Origin of the sequence: Devosia elaeis (assembly GCF_001650025.1) — a bacterium.
Classification (GTDB): Bacteria; Pseudomonadota; Alphaproteobacteria; order Rhizobiales; family Devosiaceae; genus Devosia; species Devosia elaeis.
The window spans coordinates 72846-96253 of sequence record NZ_LVVY01000064.1; the positions used below are offsets into that span (position 1 = coordinate 72846).

Consider the following 23408-nt stretch of genomic DNA (forward strand, 5'->3'; position numbering starts at 1 on the left):
ATAAACGAAAAGATGAACCTGACGCCGCGCGAAAAAGACAAGCTGCTCATCGCCATGGCCGCCATCGTCGCCCGCAACCGGCTGGCGCGCGGGGTGAAGCTCAATCACCCAGAAGCGCTGGCGATCATCAGCGATTTCGTCGTGGAAGGCGCGCGCGATGGCCGCCCCGTAGCCGAACTGATGGAAGCGGGCGCCCATGTCATCGATCGCAGCCAGGTCATGGAAGGCATCGCCGAGATGATCCACGACGTCCAGGTCGAAGCCACTTTTCCCGACGGCACCAAGCTCGTCACCGTTCACCAGCCCATTCGATAAGAGGGAATTTCATGCTCAAGCGCAGCCTCCTGGTCCTCGCCCTGTCCATCGCCGCCACCTTGCCGGCCTTTGCCCATCTCGATCCGGGGACCCACGGCTCCTTTGCCGCCGGCTTCAGCCATCCCCTGTTCGGCGTGGATCATATCCTTGTCATGGTCGCGGTTGGGTTATGGGCTGCCCAGCAGGGCGGGCGAAGCATCTGGCTGGTGCCTGGCGCCTTTGTCGGCGCCATGGCCATCGGCTTCGCGGCCGCCATTAGCGGCGTGCCCCTGCCCTTCGTCGAGCCGGTCATCCTGGCTTCGGTGGTCTTCATTGGCGTGGCCATCGCGCTGGCCCTGCCCATCCCGGCCCCGGCCGTGGCCGCCATGGTGGGCTTTTTCGCCCTTTTCCACGGCCATGCCCATGGCGGTGAGCTCGGCGAGGCCGGCGCCTGGCAATTCGCCATCGGCTTCATCCTCGCCACCGCGGCCCTCCATGCCGCCGGCATCGTGGCGGGCCTGCTGCTTGGCCGCATCAGCGGCAAGGTGCTGACCCGCATCGCCGGAGCCATCACCGCCCTTGGCGGCCTGTGGCTGGCCTTCGGCGCCTGAACGGAGGCTGGAATGATCCCCGGAGAAATCATCACCGCCCCTGGCGATATCGAGCTCAATGCCGGTGCCGCCCAGATCGTGATCGAGGTCGCCAATAGAGGCGACCGCCCGATCCAGGTCGGCTCGCACTATCATTTCCACGAGACCAATGCCGGCCTGCTTTTCGACCGCGACAAGGCGCGCGGCATGCGTCTCGACATCGCCGCGGGAACCGCCATCCGCTTCGAACCGGGCCAGACCCGGGAAGTGCGGCTGGTGCCGATTGGCGGCGACCGCAAGGTTTTCGGCTTCCGCCAGATGGTCATGGGCCCGCTGTGAGCCCGGCGCACCCCATGGGCAAAAACGCGGCCGCGCCATGGCGCGCCGGGGCGAAAGCTGCTTTAAGAACGCCGCAATATTGGAATTGGCCAGGCAGCGATGACGACCGACAAGACCCCGACGCCCAATCCGGACGAGCAGTTCCGGCAGAAATTCTCCGCTGTGCTGCAGGATCTGCAGGTGACGGCGCAGGAGGACGGCGAGGCCATGGCAATGATCGGCATCTTGGCGCTGCAGCTTGCCGACAAGCTCGGGCAGCAGAGCTGGAGCGAGGCCAAGCAGGTCATGTCCGCCGCCAATTACGCCGAAATGCTGCAGGTCTTCGACGAGAAGGGCAATGCCTACCATCAGGCGGGCAGCACCAAGCAGGCTTATGCCGTCCAGGCGCTGGCGGCCTCGCTGGTTGCCCGCTCGCGCCGGCAGGACCAGGCCATCGCCGAGGGCGAGAAATTGCTCGACGCGCTGATCGACCACACGATCGCCGTTCACCGTCGCGAAATGGCCAAGCGCCACTAGACCGCATCCCCTCCTCGGGCACTATCGGCTGGCACCCCAAGGGCGCCGGCCGCTTTGCCATGGCCGGACGCCATCCCGGACAATCCCCAAGCATCGGAGCCTGACCATGCCCGCCCGCATTTCCCGCGCCAGCTATGCCGACATGTACGGCCCCACCATCGGCGACAAGGTGCGGCTGGCCGATACAGAGCTTTTCATCGAGGTGGAGAATGACTTCACCACCTATGGCGAGGAGGTCAAATTCGGCGGCGGCAAGGTCATCCGCGACGGCATGGGCCAGTCGCAGCGCACCCGCTCCGAAGGTGCGGTGGATACCGTCATCACCAACGCGCTGATCGTCGACCATACCGGCATCTACAAGGCCGATATCGGCCTGAGGAACGGGTTGATCGCCGCTATCGGCAAGGCCGGTAATCCCGATACGCAGCCGGGCATCGACATCATCATCGGCCCCTCCACCGAGGCCATTGCCGGCGAAGGCCGGATCCTGACGGCCGGCGGCATGGATGCGCATATTCACTTCATCTGCCCCCAACAGATCGAGGAAGCGCTGATGAGCGGCATGACCACCATGCTCGGCGGCGGCTCCGGCCCCGCCCATGGCACGCTGGCCACCACTTGTACCGGTGCCTGGCATATCGAGCGCATGATCGAAAGCTTCGACGCCTTCCCGATGAACCTGGCGCTGGCTGGCAAGGGCAATGCCGCCCTGCCTGCCCCGCTGGAGGAAATGATCCTCGCCGGCGCCTCCTGCCTCAAGCTGCACGAGGACTGGGGCACCACGCCCGCGGCAATCGACAATTGCCTCTCCGTCGCCGACGATTACGACGTGCAGGTGATGATCCATACCGACACGCTCAACGAAAGCGGTTTCGTCGAGGACACGATCGGCGCCTTCAAGGGCCGCACCATCCATGCCTTCCACACCGAAGGCGCCGGCGGCGGCCACGCGCCCGACATTCTCAAGGTCGCGGGCCTGCCCAATGTCATCCCGTCCTCGACCAATCCCACCCGGCCCTACACGATCAATACCATTGCCGAGCATCTCGACATGCTCATGGTCTGCCATCACCTCGACCAGTCGATCCCCGAGGACGTGGCCTTCGCCGAAAGCCGCATCCGCAAGGAGACCATTGCTGCCGAGGATATCCTGCACGACATGGGGGCGCTCTCGATCATCTCATCCGACAGCCAGGCCATGGGCCGCGTCGGCGAGGTGCTGATCCGCACCTGGCAGACGGCCGACAAGATGAAGCGCCAGCGCGGCCGCCTGCCCGAGGAAAGTGGCGACAATGACAATTTCCGCGTCCGCCGCTACATCGCCAAATACACCATCAACCCCGCCATCGCCCATGGCATGAGCCGGCATATCGGCTCGGTGGAAGTGGGCAAGCGCGCCGATCTCGTGCTCTGGAACCCAGCCTTTTTCGGCGTGAAGCCGGAAATGGTGCTGCTGGGCGGCTCCATCGCCGCCGCGCCCATGGGCGATCCCAATGCCTCGATCCCCACGCCGCAGCCCATGCATTACCGGCCCATGTTCGGCGCCTATGGCAAGCTGGTCAGCCGCTCGTCCGTGGTCTTCATTTCCCAGGCCGCGCATGATGCGGGCCTGCGGGCGCGACTGGGGGTCGACAAGCAGCTTCTGCCCGTGTCCAATACGCGCGGGGGGATCGGCAAGGCGGCGATGATGCTCAACCACGCGACGCCCCATGTCGAGGTGCATCCGGAGACCTATGAAGTGCGCGCCGATGGCGAATTGCTGACCTGCGAACCGGCCACGATCCTGCCCATGGCGCAGCGCTATTTCCTGTTCTGATGAAGGCATCGACCAAGATCGCTTCGGGCATGCCCGGCAATCCCGCCCTGGCGCGCCGCGCCGGTGAAATCCTGCAGGCCAGCGCCGACCTGTTGCAGCAGGACAAGGTGGCGGAAGCCGTGCCGCTGGCCGTCGAGCTGGTGCGCATCGCTCCCGACCTGCCCAATGGCCATCGCCTGATGGGGTCGCTGGCCCTGCGCACCGGCGCCGCCGACATCGCCATCGGCAGTTTCGAGCGCGCCCTGGCGCTGAAACCGGCCTCGGACAGCCTCCATCTCGATCTCGGCGCTGCCCTGCTGGTCGCCGGACGGGCGGAAGATGCCGCCGCCATCCTTCGCAAGGGGCTGGTCCTCAACGCCAGGAATGGCGACCTGCTGCGAGAACTGGGCCAGGCGCAATTGCTGCTCGGCGAGCGGCAGGCCGCGCTCAAATCGTTCCGGCGCGCCCTGAAGCTCCTGCCGGACGATCGCTACGTGGCCCATATGGCCGGCGCCCTGGCCGATCCCGGCCTGGCCAATAGCGATTACGTGGCCCATCTCTTCGACACCTATGCCGGCCATTTCGACGAGCACCTGACCGGCAAGCTGCATTATCGCGTGCCCCAAGCCCTGGCCGATATGCTGAAGCGGAGCGGCAAGGCGCTGGGCCCAGCCATCGATATCGGCTGCGGCACCGGGCTGGCCGGGGCCGCCCTGGCCGAAGCCGCCCGGCCCATCGACGGCATCGACATCGCGCCGCGCATGGTCGAGAAGGCGCGCCAGCGCGGCCTCTATCGCCACCTCGCCACCGGCGATGCCGCCCGGGTGCTGCGGACAGATGCCGATTTCGCCGGGCCATATGCCCTCGCCATCGCTGCGGACGTCTTCATCTATGTCGGCGCCATCGAAGACCTGTTCGGCGCGATTCTGGACAAGCTGGCCGCGGGCGGATTGTTCGCCTTCTCCATCGAAACCAGCGTCGGCGACGACATCGAAATCCGCGCCAGCGGCCGGTTTGCCCATTCCCCCGCCTATGTCGAGGGGCTCGCCCAGGCCCATGGCCTGGCCCTCGCGGCGCGCGCGGACCACGATATCCGGCTGGAAAACAACCAGCCCATTGCCGGCGCGCTTTATGTATTGGAGCGCAAGTAATGACTGTCTCACTTCTGCCGCCGCATTATACAATAGTGCCGAACGACCGACACAGGAGTGCCTTATGAGCCGAATTCTCGCCCTGCCCCTCGCCGCTGTCGTCCTCTGCACATCGGCCTCGCTCGCCCTGGGCCAGGCTACGACCAGCGCCAGCCTGACGCTCACCCTGGAAAGCGCCGGGGATATCGAGCGCAATGTGGTCGCCTATCAATGCGACGACGAGCAGACGCTGGCGGTGCAATATATCAATGCCGCGCCCAATTTCCTGGCCATCGTGCCCATCGAGGGCGTGAATCACGTCTTCGCCACTACCGTGGCCGCCTCGGGCGCCCGCTATATTTCGGGGCCCTATGAATGGTGGAGCCACCAGGGCGAGGCCACCTTGCGCGATCTCATGCAGGACGAAGATGCCGAGCCGCTGGCCACGTGCAACGAAGTCAGCAACACGCCCTGATCCGCAAAGATGGATGCCGCGCCCGCCACCGAACTTTTTCCGCATGTCCGCATCGTCATGGGCACCGTCATCGGGCTGGGCATCACCCGGCTGCTGATGACGGTTGCCGGCATCATCCAGCATCCGCACCGCGGCAAGATTTCGACCCTGCATATCCTCTGGGTCGCCTCGCTGCTGCTGGAGCTGGTGCTGTTCTGGTGGTGGGAATTCGCGCTGCACTCCATCCAGGTGTGGAGCTTCGGCATCGTCCTCTTCGTGCTGAGCTATGCCATCACCCTGTTCCTGATGGCGGCCCTGCTCTCGCCGGACAGCGTTTCCGAATACAAGGGCTACGAGGATTTCTTCCTCAAGCGCCGCAACTGGTTTTTCGGCCTCCTGGCCGCCACCTTCGCACTCGACACCATCGACACGCTGATCAAGGGGCAGGCCCACTGGACCCGCTTCGACTGGAGCTATTTCATCCAGGTGCCTGTCGGGCTCGTCCTGTGCGTCCTGGCCTGGCGCAGCGAAGACCGCCGGGTCCATCTCGGCATTGTCGGGCTGCACATCACCTACCAGCTCTTCCTCATCGTCCGCTTCTTCAACATCGTCAGTTAGAAAACCTCATGCGCCGCGCCCTTTCGCATCTCCCCGCCCCGCACGGCCAGGTCCCCGTCGTCGATACCATCACCCTGGCCCATGACGAGCGCCGGCTGCGCCGCAAATTGCTGACCGGGGCCAAGGGCACCGAGATCATGGTGGACTTTCCCACCACGACGACGCTGGACCATGGCGACGCCCTGCTGCTGGAGGGCGGCGGCGCGGTGGAAATCGCCGCAGCGTCCGAACTGCTTTACGAGATCCGCGCCCAAGACGGCGGGCATCTCCTGCGCCTGGCCTGGCATATCGGCAATCGCCATACGCCGGCTCAATTGGAGCCTGACCGCATCCTCATCCGCCGCGACCATGTGCTCAAGACTATGCTGGAAGGACTGGGAGCGACGGTAGCCAATGTATCGGAACCCTTCTTCGCCGAGCATGGCGCCTATCATGCCCATAGCCACGGCGATGGCGGCCATGCATTGCTGAACCGGAATTGAGCGCTGAGCTGCAAAAGCTGCTGACCTGGCTCTCCCCGGCTTTTCCGGTGGGCGTCTTCGCCTGGTCGGCGGGGCTGGAAACGGCCATCGTCGAGCGCCGGGTCAAAGACCGGATCACGGCGCAGGACTGGATCGAGGGCGCCCTGCGCCATGGCGGCATCAGGACCGACGCGATCCTCCTGGCCCAGGCCCACGCTGCCTGCCGGGACGCCGCCAGGCTGGCCGAACTGGCCGATCTCTGCCTGGCCCTGACGCCGGCCCGCGAGCGCCATGCCGAGACGGTGCAGACCGGCAATGCCTTCGTGCTGGCCAGCGCCGCCTGGCCGAATGACATGCCGGTCCCCCTGCCCAGGCCCTGCCCCTATCCCATCGCCGTCGGCGCACTGGCCGGCGCGCATGGCATGGATGGGCGCGATGCGCTGATCGCCTTCCTGACCGCCATCGTGCATGGCCAGGTCTCCGTCGCGGTGCGCCTGGTGCCCATCGGCCAGAATGACGGGCTCGCCATCATGGCAAGCCTGGAAGCTCCTGTCGCCGAACAGGCCGAACTGTGCCAGCATGCCACACTGGACGATATCGGCGCGGTAGCCTATGGCGCCGATATTGCGCAAATGAAGCACGAAACGCTGCCGACAAGGATATTCCGCTCATGAACATGTTCATCGCCTCCTTCATGTTCATTGCCCTCTTCGCCATTTCCATGGCCCATTTCCTCTGGGCCTTCGGCCGCACCTGGCCGATCCGCAACGAGAAGCTGCTGGCCCAGACGGTGGTAGGCTTCAAGGATATCGAGCGCATGCCGCCCCGGCTGGCCTCGCTGGCCGTCGCCATCGCCACCTTCGCGGCCGGCATTTTCGCGCTGGCGCTCGCCGATCATGACAGCGGCGGCTTCTGGCTCAGCGCCGCCGGGCTGGCCCTGGCCGCGATATTCCTGGCGCGCGGCATCGTCGGCTACACCGCATGGTGGGCCGGCGTGACGCCCGAGCCCAATTTCCGGCTCAATGACCGCCGGGTCTATTCGCCCCTGTGCCTGTTCCTGGGCCTGGGATTCATCGTCCTCGTCTATTTCCGCCTCACCTGAATTTTGGGAGTTCGATCATGTCCAAGAGCCTCAATGGTCCCCTGCGCATCGGCATTGGCGGCCCGGTGGGCTCGGGCAAGACGACCCTGTGCGAAATGCTGCTCAAGGCCATGCGCGACCGCTATTCCATGGCCGTGGTCACCAATGACATCTATACCCGGGAAGACGCCCTGATCCTGGCCCGCGCCCAGGCGATTTCGGAGGACCGCATTGTCGGCGTCGAGACCGGCGGTTGCCCCCATACCGCCATCCGCGAGGATGCCTCGCTCAACCTCGCCGCCATCGACGAGCTGACCCGCAAATTCCCCGATCTCGACATCGTGCTGATCGAAAGCGGCGGCGACAACCTGGCCGCCACTTTCTCGCCCGACCTGGCCGACCTCACCATCTACGTGATCTCCGTCGCCCAGGGCGAAAAAATTCCCCGCAAGGGCGGCCCCGCCATCTCCCGCTCCGATCTGCTGGTCATCACCCATACCGACCTCGCCCAATATGTCGGCGCCAGCCTCGAGATCATGGAAAGCGATACCCAAAAGGTGCGCGAGGGCCGGCCCTATGTCTTCACCGACCTGCTGCGCCGCGAAAGCCTGGACCGGATCGTGGCCTTCATAGAAAAGCATGGCGGCTTCACGGCGCAGGCGGCGGAGTGATGAGCGAACAGCAAGCCCATCTGCGGCTTCGCAAATATCTCGACAGGCCCGAACACGCGGTCTGGCCAGGCGGCTTCCGGCCGGCCGAACTCGGCACTATCGACCCACGCCAGGCCCATGCGGTGCTGGACCTGGCCTTTCCAGGCCTCGTCGCTCCCTTAACGGATTGGCACGCGAACCTCATCCAGGATTCCGAGTACGATCCATCGCTCTGCATCGCCGCAATTTCGGCCGACGGCATGGTGGTTGGATTCGTCCAGTGCTGGACCAGCAACTTCGTCAAGGACCTTGCCGTGGCGCCGGCCCATCGCGGCCAGGGCATCGGGGAGGCTTTGATGGGCGAGGTGTTCACGCGCTTCGCGGCGCGCGGCTCCACGCATGTGGACCTCAAAGTGGTGACGGAAGAAACGACCGCGCGCCGGCTCTATGCGCGCCTGGGCATGGTCGAGGTGATGGAATAGGGCGTTCCATCTAGAGTTGAGATGCGCTCTCCCGAAGACCGCATGGTGAGCCTGTCGAACCACGAGGTTGGGAACGCTGTAAGCTGAGCGCCACTACCATAGCCCTTCGCGCATAGCGCTACGGGCGTTCTTCGCCGGCAAAGGTCCACTGGACCTTTGCATAGGCAGCTCATCACCCTTCAACAGGCTCAGGATGAGGTCTATTGGTCTTGCGGCGCAGGACGCACCAGCGCCACCACCGAACGCGGCGGCAGGGTAGCCGTGCCCTCGGTAAACGGCACTTCACTGGCATCGTCCGATTGAATGCCCACCGCCCAGTCGCCCTCCGGTAGGCGGGCCACGACCGGCTCGACCCGGCGATTGAACCAGACCAGCACCTCGTCGTCCTTGTAACGGACATGCATGCCCAGCACCGAGGCGCCGGCATCGTTCCAGTCGCCCTCGTTCATTTCGCGCCCGTCGGGATGCAGCCACACCACGTCGCGTACGCCGTTGCGCTCCTGCCCCGTCAGCCAATGATCGTGGCTGATCGCCGGATGCGCCTTGCGGAAGGCATTGATGGCGGCAACGAAATCCACCAGCGCCCCATCGGCGCTTTCCCAGTCTATCCAGGTGATTTCATTGTCCTGGGCATAGGCATTGTTATTGCCCTGCTGGGTCCGGTACATCTCGTCGCCCTGCTGGATCAGCGGGGTGCCGCGCGACAGGAACAGCGTGGCCAGCAGGGCGCGGACATCGCGCTTGCGGGCTGCATTGATCCCCGGACCGTCGGTTTCCCCCTCCGCGCCGCAATTCCAGGACTGGTTGTTGTTGTGCCCGTCCTTGTTGTCCTCGCCGTTCGCCTCGTTGTGCTTGTCGTGATAGCTGACGAGGTCGCGCAGGGTGAACCCGTCATGCACGGCCAGCATATTGACGCCGTGATGCGGCTTGCGCCCCGCCACGTCGAAGATTTCGGCCGAGCCGGAAACCTTGCCCGCCAGCGCCCCGATCTTGCCGCCCTCGCCTTTCCAAAAGGCACGGATTTCATCGCGAAACGTGTCGTTGTGCTCCTGGAATTCCTGCCCGAATTTGCCCAGGGCATAGCCGCCCGGGCCCGGATCCCAGGGCTCCGCCACCAGGATCACCTGGCTCAGCACAGGGTCGGCCTTGATCTTTTCGAGCATTTCCGCTTCCGGGTTGAAGCCCGGATCGCGCCCGAGAATTGTCGCCAGGTCGAAGCGGAAGCCGGCAACGCCCAGTTCCTCGACATAATAGCGTAGGCTCTCGATCACCAGCCGCTGCACCGCCGGATGGTCGCAGCGCAGCGTATTGCCGGTGCCGGTATCGTTGACCAGGTGCTTTTTGCCATTCACCTCCACCCAGCGATAATAGGTCTGCGGATCGAGCCCCATCATCGAAAGGATCGGTCCCTGCTGGTCGCCTTCCCCGGTGTGGTTGTAGACCACGTCGAGGATGACGTTGATCCCCGCCTTGCGATAGGCATGGGTCATCACCCGCAATTCCTGCGGGCCGCGCGGCACCAGCCGCGGATCCACCGCGAAATAGGTGACCGGGTTGTAGCCCCAGGCATTGGTGAGCCCCAGGGCCGGCAGATGCCCCTCATCGATCCACGCCGCAATGGGCATCAATTGCACGGTGTCGACGCCCAGATGCTTGAAATGCTCGATGACGCGGCGCGTGGTCAGCCCCGCAACGGTGCCGCGCAGCGGCCCCTGCACACCCGGATGGCGCATCGAGAAGCCGCGCACATTGAGCTCGTAGAACAGGCCCGGCACCTTCTTGCGCCGTGGCTTGGCCTTCTCCTCGGCGATTCCCCGCACGATGGCCTTGGGCACGAGCGGGGCAGTGTCCACCGCGTCCTCGCGGGCCAGCCGCAGGCGCGGCGAGCGCACGAAAACCCGGTCCAGATGCCGCGCATAGGGATCGACCAGCAATTTGTGCGGATCGAAGAACAGGCCCTGGTCGGGGTCGTAGGGCCCGTCGGCCCGCAGTCCGTAGCGCGCCCCCGCGCCGATATTGGCAATCAGCCCAGCATGGATATTGTCCTCATGCACGTCGAGCTCGAACCGCTCGATCTCCTGGTCCTGTTCGTCAAACAGACAGACCCAGATGCAAGAGGCGCTTTCCGAATAGACGGCGAAGTTTACCCCTTCCGGCGTGATGGTGGCGCCCAGATGCTCGGTTCGCCCACCCTGGGGCACAAGTTCGGGTGTCATCGGCCGCGCCGGCTCAAGTGATGACGCTGGGGGCCTGCCGGCCCGTCCGGCTGCGGATGCCGGCAAGGGTTTCTGCGATCCCGATAAGGGGCTCGAGAGCGAGCTGGGTGTCGAGATCGTGGCGTCCATCTGGGGCCTCATAGCGTTCAAGGTAGACCCGCAACGTGGCGCCCACGGTCCCGGTTCCTGACAGGCGCAGCACTATTCTCGACCCGTCGGTAAAGCCGATGCGAATGCCCTGCTTGGCGCTGGTCGAGCCATCGACCGGATCGTGATAGGTAAAGTCGTCGGCATAGGCGATCTGCAGGTCGTCGGCGAACACCTTCCCTGGAAGCGAGATCAGGCTCGCGCGCAGGTCATCGACCAGCTTGCCGGCAATGGCGGCATCGACCTCCTCGTAATCGTGTCGCGTATAGTAATTGCGGCCATAGGTGCGCCAATGCTCACGCACGATCTCGTCCACGCCTTGCTTACGCACCGCCAGGATATTGAGCCAGAGCAGCACGGCCCAGAGCCCGTCCTTCTCGCGCACATGGTTGGAGCCGGTGCCGGCGCTTTCCTCGCCGCAAATGGTGACGCGGCCGGCATCGAGCAGATTGCCGAAGAATTTCCAGCCCGTCGGTGTCTCGTGCATTTCGATGCCGAGCTTTTCGGCCACCCGGTCGGCGGCGGCGCTGGTGGGCATGGAGCGGGCAATGCCGGCAATGCCGTCCTTGTAGCCCGGCGCCAGATGCGCATTGGCCGCCAGCAGCGCCAGCGAGTCCGAAGGCGTCACGAACCTGTTCTTGCCGATGATGAGATTCCGGTCGCCATCGCCGTCGGAAGCCGCGCCGAAATCGGGGCCCTCCGGGGTCATCAGCAGGTCGAACATGTCCTTGCAATAGACCAGGTTCGGATCGGGATGCCCGTTATTGAACGTGGGCGAGGGCACTCCGTTGATCACCGTGCCCTTGGGTGCGCCCAGCATGTCCTCGAGGATGGCATGGGCATAGGGGCCGGTAATGGCGTGCATGGCATCGAAGGTCATGCGGAAGCCCGAGCGGAACAGCGCCCTGATGGCCTCGAAATCGAACAGGGTCTGCATCAGCGCCGCATAATCGGCCACCGGGTCGATGACCTCCACCACCATGCCGCCGACCTGCTGGGTGCCGAGAACATCGAGGTCGATATCGGGCGTGTCGAGCGTCTTGTAGCTGTCGATCACCTGTGTGCGGGCAAAGACCGCGTCGGTGATCTTCTCCGGCGCCGGCCCGCCATTGCCGACATTGTACTTGATGCCGAAATCGCCATCCGGCCCGCCGGGATTGTGGCTGGCGGAGAGAACGAGGCCGCCGAAGGCCTTGTAATGCCTGATGATATTGCTCGCCGCCGGGGTGGACAGCAGACCGCCCTGCCCCACCAGCACCTTGCCGAAGCCATTGGCCGCCGCGATGCGGATGGCCTTCTGGATGGCGACGTTGTTGTAGAAGCGGCCATCGCCGCCGATCACCAATGTCTGCCCCCCGACCTCGTCCAGGCTGTCGAAGATCGCCTGGATATAGTTCTCGACATAATGGGGCTGGCTATAGACGCTCACGCGCTTGCGCAACCCGGACGTGCCTGGCTTCTGGTCGGCATAAGGCGTTGTTTTAATTGTTTGAATTGGCATTTGTCGGCATTCCGGTCAGATTGGAATAGAGCTGGGCATAGCGGGCCGCGCTGGCGGCCCAGCTGACATCCGATTTCATGCCGCGCCGCTGCATTTTCTTCCAGGATTTCTGGTCTTCATAGAGACTGAGCGTGCGGCGGATGGCATGGGCCAGGGCGCCGATATCGGGCGGCGAGAATTGCACACCCGTTGACACTTCGGCCGAAAGCGCTGCCACATTGCTATCGATGACCGTGTCATTCAGGCCCCCGACGCGACTCACCAGGGGAATGCAGCCATAACGCAGGGCATAAAGCTGGGTGAGCCCGCACGGCTCGAAGCGCGAGGGCACCATCAGCACATCGGCGCCCCCCTGGATGAGATGGCTCAGCGGCTCGTTATAGCCGGTGATCAGCCCCACCCGGCCGGGATGGCGCATCGACGCGGCGCGGATGGCGTTTTCCAGTTCGGCATCGCCGGAGCCGAGCACGGCGAGCTGGCCGCCCGCTTCCACCAGCATGTCGATATTGGCCGCGATCAGATCGATGCCCTTCTGCCAGGTCAGGCGGCTGACCACGGCAAAGAGCGGCCCTTCGAGCACGTCGAGCCCGAAGGCTTCCATCACCGCCCATTTATTGGCCAGCCGGTGCTGGATGGTGCTTGCGGTGAAATTCTGCTTCAGCGCCGGATCGGTGGCGGGGTTCCACGCCTCCATGTCGATGCCGTTGAGAATGCCGAACACCGTGGCCGAGCGATTGTTGAGCAGCCCGTCCAGACCCATGCCGAAATCCGGCGTGCCGATTTCCGCGGCATAGCTGGGCGATACGGTGGTGACCACGTCGGCGCATTCCACGCCGGCCTTGAGGTAGCCGACGCCCCCGTAATATTCCACGCCCTCCACCGAGAAGGCATGCGGCGGCAGGCGCAATTGGCTGAAAATCTCGGCGCCGAACGTGCCCTGGAAGGCCATGTTGTGAACGGTCATCACGGTCTTGAGCGTCGATGAGGGGCCGTATTTGACATAGGCGGGAACCAGGCCCGCCTGCCAGTCATGGGCATGGATCACCTGCGGGCGATAGCCATCCACCAGGCCGAGCCCCAGTTCCGAGGCAACCCAGGACAGGGCGGCGAAGCGCTTCCAATTGTCCGGCCAGTCCCAGCCCTCCGGGCCCATATAGGGATTGCCGGGGCGATCATATAGCGCGGGCGCATCGAGCACGATGAGATCGAGCCCCCCGGCCCGCCCCGCGACCAGCCGCCCGGTCACGCCGAACAGATCGTCGAAACGCGCGACCTCGCGGCCGCCTTTCATCTTGGCGAGCAGCGCCGGATAGCCCGGCACCAGGGTCCGCATGGTCACGCCGGTTTCGGCCAGCGCCCCCGGCAGGGCGCCGGCCACGTCGGCCAGCCCCCCGGTTTTGATCAGCGGATAGACTTCGGACGTGACCGAGAGAACTTCGATCATCGGTCCGCCAGATATCTGTTGACCATGGCCTGGGTGACGAGCGTGACGCCCTCATCGGTGCGGCGGAACCATTTGGCGTCGAATTCGGGATCCTCGCCCACCACCAGGCCCTCCGGAATGTTCACGCCGCGGTCGATGACCACCTTCTTGAGCCGCGCATTGCGCCCGATATCGCAATAGGGCAGCACCACGGCCTCCTCGAGCACCGAATAGGAATGCACCCTGGAGCCGGTGGAGAGCAGCGTGCGCTGCAGATGCCCGCCCGAAATGATGCAATCGCCCGAGACCAGCGAATTGACCGCCGATCCGCGCCTGCCGTCGAAATCGTGCACGAACTTGGCCGGCGGCGTGATCTCGGCATAGGTCCAGATCGGCCAGTCGCGGTCATAGAGATCGAGCTGCGGGGTGATGTCGGTGAGGTCGATATTGGCCTTCCAATAGGCGTCCACCGTGCCGACATCGCGCCAATAGGCGACCTTCTCATTGCTGGAGCGGACGCAGGAGCGGTTGAAGCGATGCGCCCAGGCGGTGCCGTTCTTGACGATATAGGGGATGATATCCTTGCCGAAATCGCGGCTGGAGCCCTCGGTGGCCGCATCGCGCTTGAGCTGCTCCATCAGGAACCGTGTCTCGAAGATATAGATGCCCATGGATGCGAGAGCCATGTCCGGCCGGTCCGGAATACCCGGCGGGTCCTTGGGCTTTTCGACGAAATCGACCACCCGGTCGCGCCCGTCCACATGCATGACGCCGAAGCCGGTGGCCTCCATGCGCGGCACCTCCAGGCACCCGATGGTCACGTCAGCGCCCGTATCCACGTGCTGGCGCAGCATGATTTCGTAGTCCATCTTGTAGATATGGTCGCCCGCCAGGATGACGATATAGCGCGCGCCGTAATCCTCGATGATGTCCATGTTCTGGTAGACGGCGTCGGCGGTGCCTTCGTACCATTGCGTCTCCGAAACGCGCTGCGATGCCGGCAGCACGTCGAAGCTCTCATTGCGCTCCTGGCGCAGGAAGTTCCAGCCGCGCGACAGGTGGCGGATCAGGCTATGGGCCTGATATTGCGTCGCCACCGAAATGCGGCGAATGCCCGAATTGATGGCATTGGAAAGCGCGAAATCGATGATGCGCGCCTTGCCGCCGAAATAGACCGCCGGCTTGGCGCGCCTGTCGGTCAGCTCCATCAGGCGCGTGCCGCGCCCCCCCGCCAGCACATAAGCCATGGCCTCGCGCGCCAAAGAAGACGGGACCCTGTAATCAGCCATTCTATTCTCCTCCACGCCCGGGTTGCCCCGGGTCCTACCCTATCCCCGACCGGCTCACGCCGGCTCGTATTTCAAGAAAAGCGTCGCCAGGGGCGGCAGGTAGATCTCTGCCTCCGCGGGCAGGTGCCGCCCCTCAACGGCACGCGCCTCGATGGCCCCCTGGTTGCCCGTATTGCCGCCCGAATACCAGCCGGCATCGCTGTTAATCCGCTCCACCCAGCGCCCCGCGATCGGCAGCGGCACCTTGTAATTGCTGCGCGGCATCGGCGTCAGATTGGTGATGACCAGCACCGGATCGGCGCCCGGCGCGCGGCGCAGCCAGGCCAGCACCGAATTGGAATGATCGTTGGCGATCACCCATTCGAACCCCTCCGGCTCGCAATCGCGTTCATGAAGGGCGCCCAGGCTCCGATAGGCGGCATTGAGATCGGCGACCAGCCGCCGCAATCCTTCATGGGCCGGCGCGTCCAGCAGCCACCAATCCAGCGCCTTGCTTTCCGACCATTCCTCGCGCTGGCCGAATTCCTGGCCCATGAACAAGAGCTTCTTGCCCGGATAGCCCCACATGAAGGCCAGGTAGGCACGCAGATTGGCGAATTGCTGCCAGTCGTCGCCCGGCATTTTGTTGAGCAGCGAACCCTTGCCATGCACCACTTCGTCATGGCTCAGCGGCAACACGAAATTCTCGCTGAAGGCGTACATCATACCGAACGTCATGTCGTTGTGATGAAAGCGCCGATGGATCGGGTTACGGCTCATATAGCGCAGGGTGTCGTTCATGAAACCCATGTTCCACTTGAAGCCGAAGCCCAGCCCGCCCGCATAGGTGGGCGCGCTGACGCCGGGCCAGGAGGTGGATTCCTCGGCGATCATGAAGGCGCCGGGAAAATTCCGGTACACTTCGGCATTGACCCTTTGCAGGAACGCCACCGCCTCCAGGTTCTGGTTGCCGCCATGCTGGTTGGGCACCCATTCCCCCGGCTGGCGGGAATAATCGAGGTAGAGCATCGAGGCCACGGCATCGACCCGCAGCCCGTCGATATGGAATTTCTCGAACCAGTAGAGCGCATTATTGGTGAGGAAGGACGAAACCTCCTTGCGCCCGAAATTGTAGATCGCCGTGTTCCAGTCCGGGTGATAGCCCTGCCGGGGGTCCTCGTGTTCGTAAAGCGCGGTGCCGTCGAAGCGGGCGAGGCCGAATTCGTCGGTGGGGAAATGCGCCGGCACCCAGTCGAGGATCACCCCCAGCCCGGCCTCATGCGCCGCATTCACCAGCCGCGCGAACCCGGCCGGATCGCCGAAGCGCGAGGTGGGCGCAAACAGCCCGGTCGGCTGATAGCCCCAGCTCGGATCGAAGGGATGCTCGGAGATTGGCAGGAATTCGAGATGGGTATAGCCCATGTCCGCCGCATAGGGCACCAATTGCTCGGCCAATTGATCATAGGACAGGAAGCTGCCATCGGGGCGGCGGCGCCATGAGCCCAGATGCACTTCATAGATGGACATCGGCGTGCGGCGCCAGTCGCGCGTCGCTCGCTCCTCCATGTAGCGCTGGTCGGTCCAGGTAAAGGGCGTGGGATCGGGCACCACCGAGGCATTGCGCGGCCGGACCTCGGCCTGGCGCGCAAAGGGATCGGCCTTGAGCGGCAGCACCACGCCGTCGGGCCCGACGATCTCGTATTTATAGATCGTGCCGGTGCCCAGCACCGGGATGAACACTTCCCATATGCCCTTGCGATTGCGCATGGGGTGGCGCCGGCCGTCCCATTCGTTCCAGGGGCCGACCACCGAGACGCGCTGCGCATTGGGGGCCCAGACGGCGAAATGGGTGCCGTGAATGCCCTCGAATTCCATTTCGTGGGCGCCCAGCTTGTCGAACAACCTGAGATGACTGCCCTCGCCGATATAATAATCGTCCATCGGCCCCAGTACCGGCCCGAAGGAATAGGCGTCATAAAGCGTCCAGGTGCCACCGGCATTCTTCGCCTCGTAGCGGATGGGCTGGCGCCGATCGATATCCACCTTGGCCTCGAAGAAGCCCGCCGCATGGCGCGGGATCATGTGGCCCAGGGGCATGCCATCCAGCGTGTAGGCATTGAGCGTTTCCGCATGCGGCACGAAGGCCCGCAGCACCCATTGCCCCGCGACCTCATGCAACCCCAGAAAGGCAAAGGCATCTTTATGCCGCCCGGCAACGATGGCTTCCACATCGCGCGCATCGGCCTGCCAGTTTTCCTTGCTTGAATTCACGCCCACAATCCCCCAGTCGCTTCCCGCCCTGGTCCGGGAAGGATGTCTATAACGCGCGCGGACTCTTTGTTGTTCACCAGGTCTGTTCCGCTTGTCTTCAATCTATGCCGTGGGCACGTTCCAGATATCGGCCGCATATTGCCGTATGGTCCGGTCCGAGGAAAAGAAGCCCACATTGGCCGTGTTGCGGATCGCCATGGCGTTCCAGCGCGCCGGATCGGTCCACAGCTTGTCGACCTGGGCCTGCGCCGCCGCATAGGCGTCGAAATCGCGCGCCACCATGAACCAGTCATGGTCGTAGAGCCCGCCGATCAGGTCGCGATAGCGGTTCGGATCGTCCGGCGAGAACACGCCCGAGGAAATCGATTCCAGCGCCTCGCGCAGCCGCGGCGAGGCATCGATGGCGCCCCGCGGCACTTCCGAGCGGCTGCGCTTGTCCTCCACCTCCTCAGTCGTCAGCCCGAAAATGACGATATTGTCGGCCCCGACCTCCTTGTGCATCTCCACATTGGCACCATCCATCGTCCCGATGGTCACCGCGCCATTGGCCATGAATTTCATGTTGCCGGTGCCCGAGGCTTCCATGCCGGCCGTCGAGATCTGTTCGGAAAGGTCGGCCGCCGGCACGATCATCTCGGCGAGGCTGACATTGTAATTGGGCAGGAACACCACCTTGAGCAGGCCCCGCACGGCCGGGTCGTGGTTTATCACCCGCGCCACGTCGTTGATCAGCTTGATGATCAGCTTGGCGTTCCAATAGCTCGGCGCCGCCTTGCCGGCGAAAATCTTGACGCGCGGCACCCAGTCCTTTTCCGGATGGGCGCGGATTTCGGCGTAGAGCGCCACGGCATGGATGATGTTGAGCAATTGCCGCTTATATTCGTGGATGCGCTTGATCTGCACGTCGAACAGCGCGTCGGGCGACACGCTGATATTCATCCGGTCCTTGATCAGCCGCGCCAGCCTTTTCTTGTTCTCGAGCTTCACCCCCGCGAATTGCTGCTGGAAGCCGGGATCGCCGGCATGGGCCGCCAGGGCCTTGAGCTTGTCGATATCGTCGAGGAATTCCGGCCCGATCCGCTCGCTGATCAGTCTGGTCAGCCCCGGATTGCACTGCATCAGCCAGCGGCGCGGCGTGATGCCGTTGGTCTTGTTGTTGATGCGCTCGGGATAAAGCCGGTGCAGGTCCGAGAACACGGTCTGCTTCATCAATTCGGTATGGAGCGCGGAAACGCCATTGACCGAATGGGAGCCCACGAAGGCCAGTTGCCCCATGCGCACCCGCCTTCCGCCATGCTCGTCGATCAGCGACAGCGCGGCGATCTGCTGCTCGCCGAAGCCGGGGCGCTTGCGCGCTTCGGCCAGCACGTCGGCATTGATCTGGTAGACGATCTGCATGTGCCGGGGCAGCAGCCGTTCCAGCAGCGCCACCGGCCAGCTTTCCAGCGCCTCGGGCAGCAGCGTGTGATTGGTATAGCCGAACGTGCCCTTGGTGACCTTCCAGGCTTCGGCCCATTTCATCCCGTTCTCGTCGACCAGGATGCGCATCAGTTCCGCCACCGAAATGGCCGGATGGGTATCGTTGAGCTGGATGGCCACCTTGTCGGGCAGCGAACCCAGGTCGCCATATTGCTGCAAGTGCCGGCGCACGATGTCCTGGAGCGAGGCCGAGGAGAAGAAGAATTCCTGCCTCAGGCGCAATTCCTGGCCCGCCGCCGTTGAATCGGCGGGATAGAGCACGCGGGTGATCGCTTCGGCCTTGGCGCTTTCCTCCAGCGCGCCGATATGGTCGCCGGAATTGAACTTGTCGAGCAGGATCGGGTCGATCGGCTGGGCGCTCCACAGGCGCAGCGTATTCACCCGCGACCCGCGCCAGCCCACGATGGGCGTGTCATAGGCCACGGCCAGCAAATGGTCATTGGGCCGCCATTCCTGCCGCACCGCGCCATCGGGATCGGTCACCGGCTCGACATGACCGCCGAAGCCGACCTCATAGGCGCTTTCCCGGCGCTCGAATTCCCAGGGATTGCCATGGGCCAGCCAGTCCTCAGGCAGTTCCACCTGCCAGCCCTCGCTCATTTCCTGGCGGAACAGGCCATGCACATAGCGGATGCCATAGCCGTAGGCAGGGATTTTCACCGAGGACATGGATTCGAGAAAACACGCGGCCAGCCGCCCCAGCCCGCCATTGCCCAGGGCCGCATCGGGCTCGAGATTGAGCAGGTCGCCCAGATCGACATTGAGGTTCTTGAGCGCTTCCTGCACCGGCTCCATCAGCCCCACATTGCTCATCGCATCGCGCATGAGCCGGCCGATCAGGAATTCTAGGCTGAGATAATAGACCCGCTTGTTGGAGGTCCGCCACGTCTCGCGTGACGATTCCATCCAGCGGTCCATGATGCGGTCGCGCACCGTCAGGATGGTGGCGCGCAGCCAATCGTGCGGCCGCGCGACAATGGGGTCCTTGCCGACTGAGTAGATCAGCCGTTCGAGGATTTCCGCCTGGATGGCCTCAACGTTGCTGGCACGGGGCTCGGGCGTGGGAGCATCGTAGACGATCGGCTTTTGCGGCATGTCGCAATCCAGAGTTCATGACGATATTCCCCTCAGAATAGGGATAGTCTTGCACTTAATTTGTGCAGGGAAAAGCCCCTATGGCGTTCGCTCCGGTCTAGCTGGCCTGCGTCTGGGTGACGGCCCGCTCGGCATTTTCCTCGGAAATGGATACCCCGCCCTCCCGCGCCTGCTCCTGGGCATTGCTGATCAGCAACTGGCTGAGATCGCGCCAGTCCTCGCCGGCCAATTGCCGCTCGAAGCGCTGCCGGTCGCGGCCCCTCACCCCCTCCATGACCTCTTCGGCCTCCTCGGCGGTCGCGCCCAGCAGGGTCACGGCGGCGCTGCCGAAGGCCAGGGCGGATTCGAAGGTTTCGCGCAGCTGATATTCGGCGCCCGCGCGCACCAGCTCGATGCCGTGCTGGCGATCGAAGGCCCGCGCCATGACCTTGGCCAGCGGAAATTCGTCGCGCAGCAATTCCACGATCCGCGTCGTCTGCTCCTTCTTGTCGGTGCAGACCAGGATGAGATCAGCAGTGCTGGCGCCCGCGGCATGCAGGATGTCGAGCCGCGTCCCGTCGCCGTAATAGACCTTGAAGCCGATCTGCGCGGCGGCCCGGATCATGTCGGTATCGTTGTCGATGATGGACACCGAATGGCGCAGGGCCAGCAGCGGCTGGCTGACGATCTGCCCGAAACGGCCGAACCCGATGATCAGCACCCGCGAGGAGAGCCCATTGGCGGTTTCCACCCCGTCCATGGATTGCACCGGCCCGGGCATCAGGTAGCGCATGCCGATAATGGCGAAGGGCGTCAGCACCATGGAGACGATCACCGTAGCGGTGAAGATGGCATTGGTGGGCGCATCGATCAGCCCGGTGGATGCCGCCGTCGTATAGAGCACGAAGGCGAATTCGCCGCCCTGCCCCATCAGCACCGCCCGCTCCAGCGCCTCGCCATGATCGGACTTGAGCAGCCGCGCGATGATGTAGATGGCCAAAGCCTTGACCAGCATATAGGCCACGACGCTCATGGCGATGATCTGCCAATTGTCCCAGACCACTTCCAGGTCCAGCGACATGCCGACGGCCAGGAAGAACAGGCCGAGCAAGAGGCCGCGGAACGGTTCCACATCGGCCTCGAGCTGATGCTTGAAGGCGGAGGTGGAGAGCAATACGCCAGCCAGGAACGCGCCCATGGCCATGGAGAGCCCGCTGACCTGGAACAGCAGCGCCGCCCCCAGCACCACCAGCAGGGCGCCGGCCGTCATCACCTCGCGCACCCGCGCCTGCGCCAACAGCCCGAAGAACGGGTTCATGATCTTGCGGCCGAGAAAGATCAGCAGCACGATGGCGCCCACCGCGATACCGAGCGCCACCACGCGCGTGATCAGGTCGGTCTCGTCATGGCTGGGCGCCAATAGCGCCACCACGGCCAGCAGCGGCACGATGGCGAGGTCTTCGAGCAGCAGGATCGACACCATTTTCTGCCCGCCTTCGGTCGCCAGCTCGCCCCGCTCGCCCAGGATTTGCATGACGATGGCCGTCGAGGTCAGCACGAAGCCCATGCCGAAGACGAAGGCCACGGCGGGCGCGAAGCCGAGCAGGATGCCGACGCCGGTGAGCAAGGCGCCGCAGACCACCACCTGCACCACGCCGAGGCCGAAGATTTGCTTGCGCAGGGCCCAGAGCCTAGAGGGCTCCATTTCGAGCCCGATGATGAACAGGAACAGCACCACGCCCAGTTCGGCCGCCGCCAGGATCGAGGCCGGATCGGAAATCAGCCCAATGCCGGACGGGCCGAGCAGCAAGCCGGCCGCCAGGTAGCCGAGCACGGCCCCCAGTCCCAGGCGCTTGAACAGGGGAACGGCAATGGTGCCGGCGGCCAGCAAGGCCACGATCGGCACCAGATCCACCCCGTGATGCGCGGCCTCCGCCGCGTGCGCAACAACCTCGCCTGCCATTAGGGGAACTCCCGTGCCATCAGGCCACGAAAGTGCTGCCGCGCCGGGGCCGCCGTCAAGCATCAGAAATGCAGGGAAGAATTGCGCCGCTTCGATGTGAGGCAACAGGACTTATCAACCCGATTTTGGCGGCTCTATCCCCTCCCTCCCCCTTGAGGGGAGGGCCGGGGTGGGGGTCGTGCGGTGATCCACTGATGGACCCCCACCCTCATTCCCTCCCCTCAAGGGGGAGGGAGGCGATGGAGCCGCCAGATCAATGCTGAAGAAGTCCAAAGTGAACGCTCCCCCTTACGAACGGAGAGAGTCTCCCCCTCAGTTCGCCGGTTCAACCCCGGTCGGGCCGGTGCCGCGCGGCGGCTCCATGCGCTCCTGCTTGCGGTCCTCTTCTTCGTCGTCTTCGCGCTGCTCGCGGATCGCCTGGGCCGCATTGGCCAGCAATTCGTCGCGGTCGCTCATGTTGCGCGTGCGGCGCACCGGGCGCCGCGGCTTGACGGGCCGGCTCGGCAGCGCATGGGTGATCAGCGATTGCGCGATCAAGAGCGTGGGCACGGCGACCAGCCCGCCCACCGGGCCCCAGGCCCAGATCCAGAAGGTGATGGAAAGGAAGATGATGAAGGGATTGAGCGTCAGCGTCCGCCCGATGAAATGCGGCGTGAAAATCTGCCCTTCGACGAAATTGATGCTGGCATAGCAGATCACCGGCAACAGGATGGCGAAGAGATCGGCCTGTGTGCCCAGCCCGACCGCCAGCAGCACGGTGATCATGATCGCCTGCCCCACATAGGGCACGTAGTTCAGCACGGCCGCCATGGCGCCCCAGAGCAGCGGTGAGGGCATGCCGATGGCCCACATGGCCAGCGTCACCGCCGTGCCGACGCAGAGATTGATCACCGTGACCGACAGCAGGAAGCGGCTGACCTTGAGTTCCACGTCACGAAACACATGCGCCGTGCGCCAGCGCATGCGCCGCGTGACGCACATGGAGAGCACCGACATGCGGATATGGTCGCGCGTGGCGACGAAGAAATAGAGGCTGGCCAGGAATATGGCGACCTGCGCCAGGACGGCCGGCGCCAGCATGGCCATGCCGGTCACCGCGCTGCCATCCTCCACTGTCACGCTCATGGCCTCGCCATTGCCCAGCACGGCGCCGATCTGCCCCTGGAAATCGCTGATCGATTGCAGTGGCTCCTTGAGGCTGGCCAATTGCGTTTGCAGCTTTTCCCAGATCAGCGGCGCCCGCGCCACCCATTCGCTGAGGGGCACGGCGAACAGCGTCGCAAAGCCGGCAATGACCGCCAGCAGCAATAGCACGACCACCCCCGCCGAGAGCGCCGGCGGCACGCCCCAGCTCTCCACCTTGTCGGCCACCGGGCCGAACATCAGCCCGATGACGATGGCGAGCGTCACCGGCGCCAGGAAGACCTGCCCGGCCTGCAGAACCATCAGCAGGACCGCGAGACCGATGCCGACCACGGCCAGCCGCGCCGCATTGTTGAGTACCCGCTCGAACTGGCTCTCGTTCATGTCGACAGGAGCGGCCTTGGCCCGGGGCTGAAGCATCGTTGATTCCACGTGGGAGAGATGGCCTCTGAAACGTTCGGCACCGCGCTTTCGTTCCTGCGCCGCTGGCCCATCGACCATGGCGCGCCGCTT

General features: G+C 64.4%; 21 protein-coding genes. 13 read left to right on the plus strand and 8 right to left on the minus strand.

Annotated elements, in window-relative coordinates; translation table 11 throughout:
• The first annotated feature begins 12 nt into the window (after nt 1-12).
• From A3840_RS03910 to A3840_RS03970, 13 genes are all read left to right on the plus strand, one after another.
• Nucleotides 13-315 carry an urease subunit gamma gene (locus tag A3840_RS03910; protein WP_067452158.1) on the plus strand — a complete coding sequence of 101 codons (303 nt, stop codon included), beginning with the start codon at nt 13-15 and terminating at the stop codon, nt 313-315.
• A gap of 11 nt (nt 316-326) precedes the next feature.
• Nucleotides 327-905, plus strand: a complete 579-nt coding sequence (locus A3840_RS03915) for a HupE/UreJ family protein (protein ID WP_067452161.1) — start codon at nt 327-329, stop codon at nt 903-905.
• Between the two features lie 12 nt (nt 906-917).
• Nucleotides 918-1223 carry an urease subunit beta gene (locus tag A3840_RS03920; RefSeq protein ID WP_067452164.1) on the plus strand — a complete coding sequence of 102 codons (306 nt, stop codon included), beginning with the start codon at nt 918-920 and terminating at the stop codon, nt 1221-1223.
• A gap of 99 nt (nt 1224-1322) precedes the next feature.
• On the plus strand, nt 1323-1739 hold the full coding sequence (locus A3840_RS03925) for a hypothetical protein (protein WP_067452167.1): 417 nt from the start codon (nt 1323-1325) through the stop codon (nt 1737-1739).
• Between the two features lie 106 nt (nt 1740-1845).
• Entirely contained in the window at nt 1846-3555 is a 1710-nt protein-coding gene (gene ureC / locus A3840_RS03930; RefSeq protein WP_067452170.1) for an urease subunit alpha, read from the plus strand.
• On the plus strand, nt 3555-4685 hold the full coding sequence (locus A3840_RS03935) for a tetratricopeptide repeat protein (RefSeq protein ID WP_067452173.1): 1131 nt from the start codon (nt 3555-3557) through the stop codon (nt 4683-4685). Before ureC ends, A3840_RS03935 begins: the two co-directional genes overlap by 1 nt.
• 64 nt (nt 4686-4749) lie before the next feature.
• Nucleotides 4750-5139 (plus strand): MliC family protein, encoded by a 390-nt coding sequence (locus tag A3840_RS19585; protein ID WP_165603117.1) that lies wholly within the window; start codon nt 4750-4752, stop codon nt 5137-5139.
• Between the two features lie 9 nt (nt 5140-5148).
• A complete protein-coding gene (locus A3840_RS03945) occupies nt 5149-5736 on the plus strand; it encodes a hypothetical protein (protein ID WP_067452178.1) in 588 nt (195 codons plus the stop codon).
• Between the two features lie 8 nt (nt 5737-5744).
• On the plus strand, nt 5745-6218 hold the full coding sequence (locus tag A3840_RS03950) for an urease accessory protein UreE (RefSeq protein ID WP_067452180.1): 474 nt from the start codon (nt 5745-5747) through the stop codon (nt 6216-6218).
• Complete coding sequence (locus tag A3840_RS03955) at nt 6215-6871, plus strand: urease accessory protein UreF (protein ID WP_245676543.1); 657 nt, start codon at nt 6215-6217, stop codon at nt 6869-6871. The genes A3840_RS03950 and A3840_RS03955 overlap by 4 nt, the downstream gene beginning before the upstream one ends.
• Nucleotides 6868-7299, plus strand: a complete 432-nt coding sequence (locus A3840_RS03960) for a DUF3995 domain-containing protein (RefSeq protein WP_067452184.1) — start codon at nt 6868-6870, stop codon at nt 7297-7299. The genes A3840_RS03955 and A3840_RS03960 overlap by 4 nt, the downstream gene beginning before the upstream one ends.
• 17 nt (nt 7300-7316) lie before the next feature.
• Nucleotides 7317-7949 carry an urease accessory protein UreG gene (ureG, locus tag A3840_RS03965; protein ID WP_067452193.1) on the plus strand — a complete coding sequence of 211 codons (633 nt, stop codon included), beginning with the start codon at nt 7317-7319 and terminating at the stop codon, nt 7947-7949.
• Nucleotides 7949-8410 (plus strand): GNAT family N-acetyltransferase, encoded by a 462-nt coding sequence (locus A3840_RS03970; protein WP_067452196.1) that lies wholly within the window; start codon nt 7949-7951, stop codon nt 8408-8410. Before ureG ends, A3840_RS03970 begins: the two co-directional genes overlap by 1 nt.
• A 200-nt stretch (nt 8411-8610) precedes the next feature.
• Here the strand turns inward: A3840_RS03970 and glgX are convergent, their stop codons facing one another.
• The 8 genes from glgX to A3840_RS04010 all read right to left on the minus strand — a co-directional run bounded on the left by glgX (nt 8611) and on the right by A3840_RS04010 (nt 23315).
• Nucleotides 8611-10626 carry a glycogen debranching protein GlgX gene (gene glgX, locus A3840_RS03975; protein ID WP_067452199.1) on the minus strand — a complete coding sequence of 672 codons (2016 nt, stop codon included), beginning with the start codon at nt 10624-10626 and terminating at the stop codon, nt 8611-8613.
• 13 nt (nt 10627-10639) lie between these two features.
• Nucleotides 10640-12274 carry an alpha-D-glucose phosphate-specific phosphoglucomutase gene (locus tag A3840_RS03980; RefSeq protein ID WP_067452202.1) on the minus strand — a complete coding sequence of 545 codons (1635 nt, stop codon included), beginning with the start codon at nt 12272-12274 and terminating at the stop codon, nt 10640-10642.
• Nucleotides 12255-13715: a glycogen synthase GlgA gene (glgA, locus tag A3840_RS03985; protein WP_067452301.1), complete on the minus strand. Its 1461-nt coding sequence runs from the start codon at nt 13713-13715 to the stop codon at nt 12255-12257. The genes A3840_RS03980 and glgA overlap by 20 nt, the downstream gene beginning before the upstream one ends.
• Nucleotides 13715-14986, minus strand: a complete 1272-nt coding sequence (gene glgC / locus A3840_RS03990; RefSeq protein ID WP_067452204.1) for a glucose-1-phosphate adenylyltransferase — start codon at nt 14984-14986, stop codon at nt 13715-13717. Before glgC ends, glgA begins: the two co-directional genes overlap by 1 nt.
• Nucleotides 14987-15040: 54 nt before the next feature.
• Complete coding sequence (gene glgB, locus A3840_RS03995; protein WP_245676544.1) at nt 15041-17236, minus strand: 1,4-alpha-glucan branching protein GlgB; 2196 nt, start codon at nt 17234-17236, stop codon at nt 15041-15043.
• 102 nt (nt 17237-17338) lie between these two features.
• Complete coding sequence (locus A3840_RS04000) at nt 17339-19810, minus strand: glycogen/starch/alpha-glucan phosphorylase (RefSeq protein WP_067452208.1); 2472 nt, start codon at nt 19808-19810, stop codon at nt 17339-17341.
• Nucleotides 19811-19907: 97 nt separating this feature from the next.
• On the minus strand, nt 19908-21752 hold the full coding sequence (locus A3840_RS04005; RefSeq protein ID WP_067452210.1) for a monovalent cation:proton antiporter-2 (CPA2) family protein: 1845 nt from the start codon (nt 21750-21752) through the stop codon (nt 19908-19910).
• 312 nt (nt 21753-22064) lie between these two features.
• Nucleotides 22065-23315, minus strand: a complete 1251-nt coding sequence (locus A3840_RS04010) for an AI-2E family transporter (protein ID WP_067452212.1) — start codon at nt 23313-23315, stop codon at nt 22065-22067.
• Nucleotides 23316-23408: the final 93 nt, after the last annotated feature.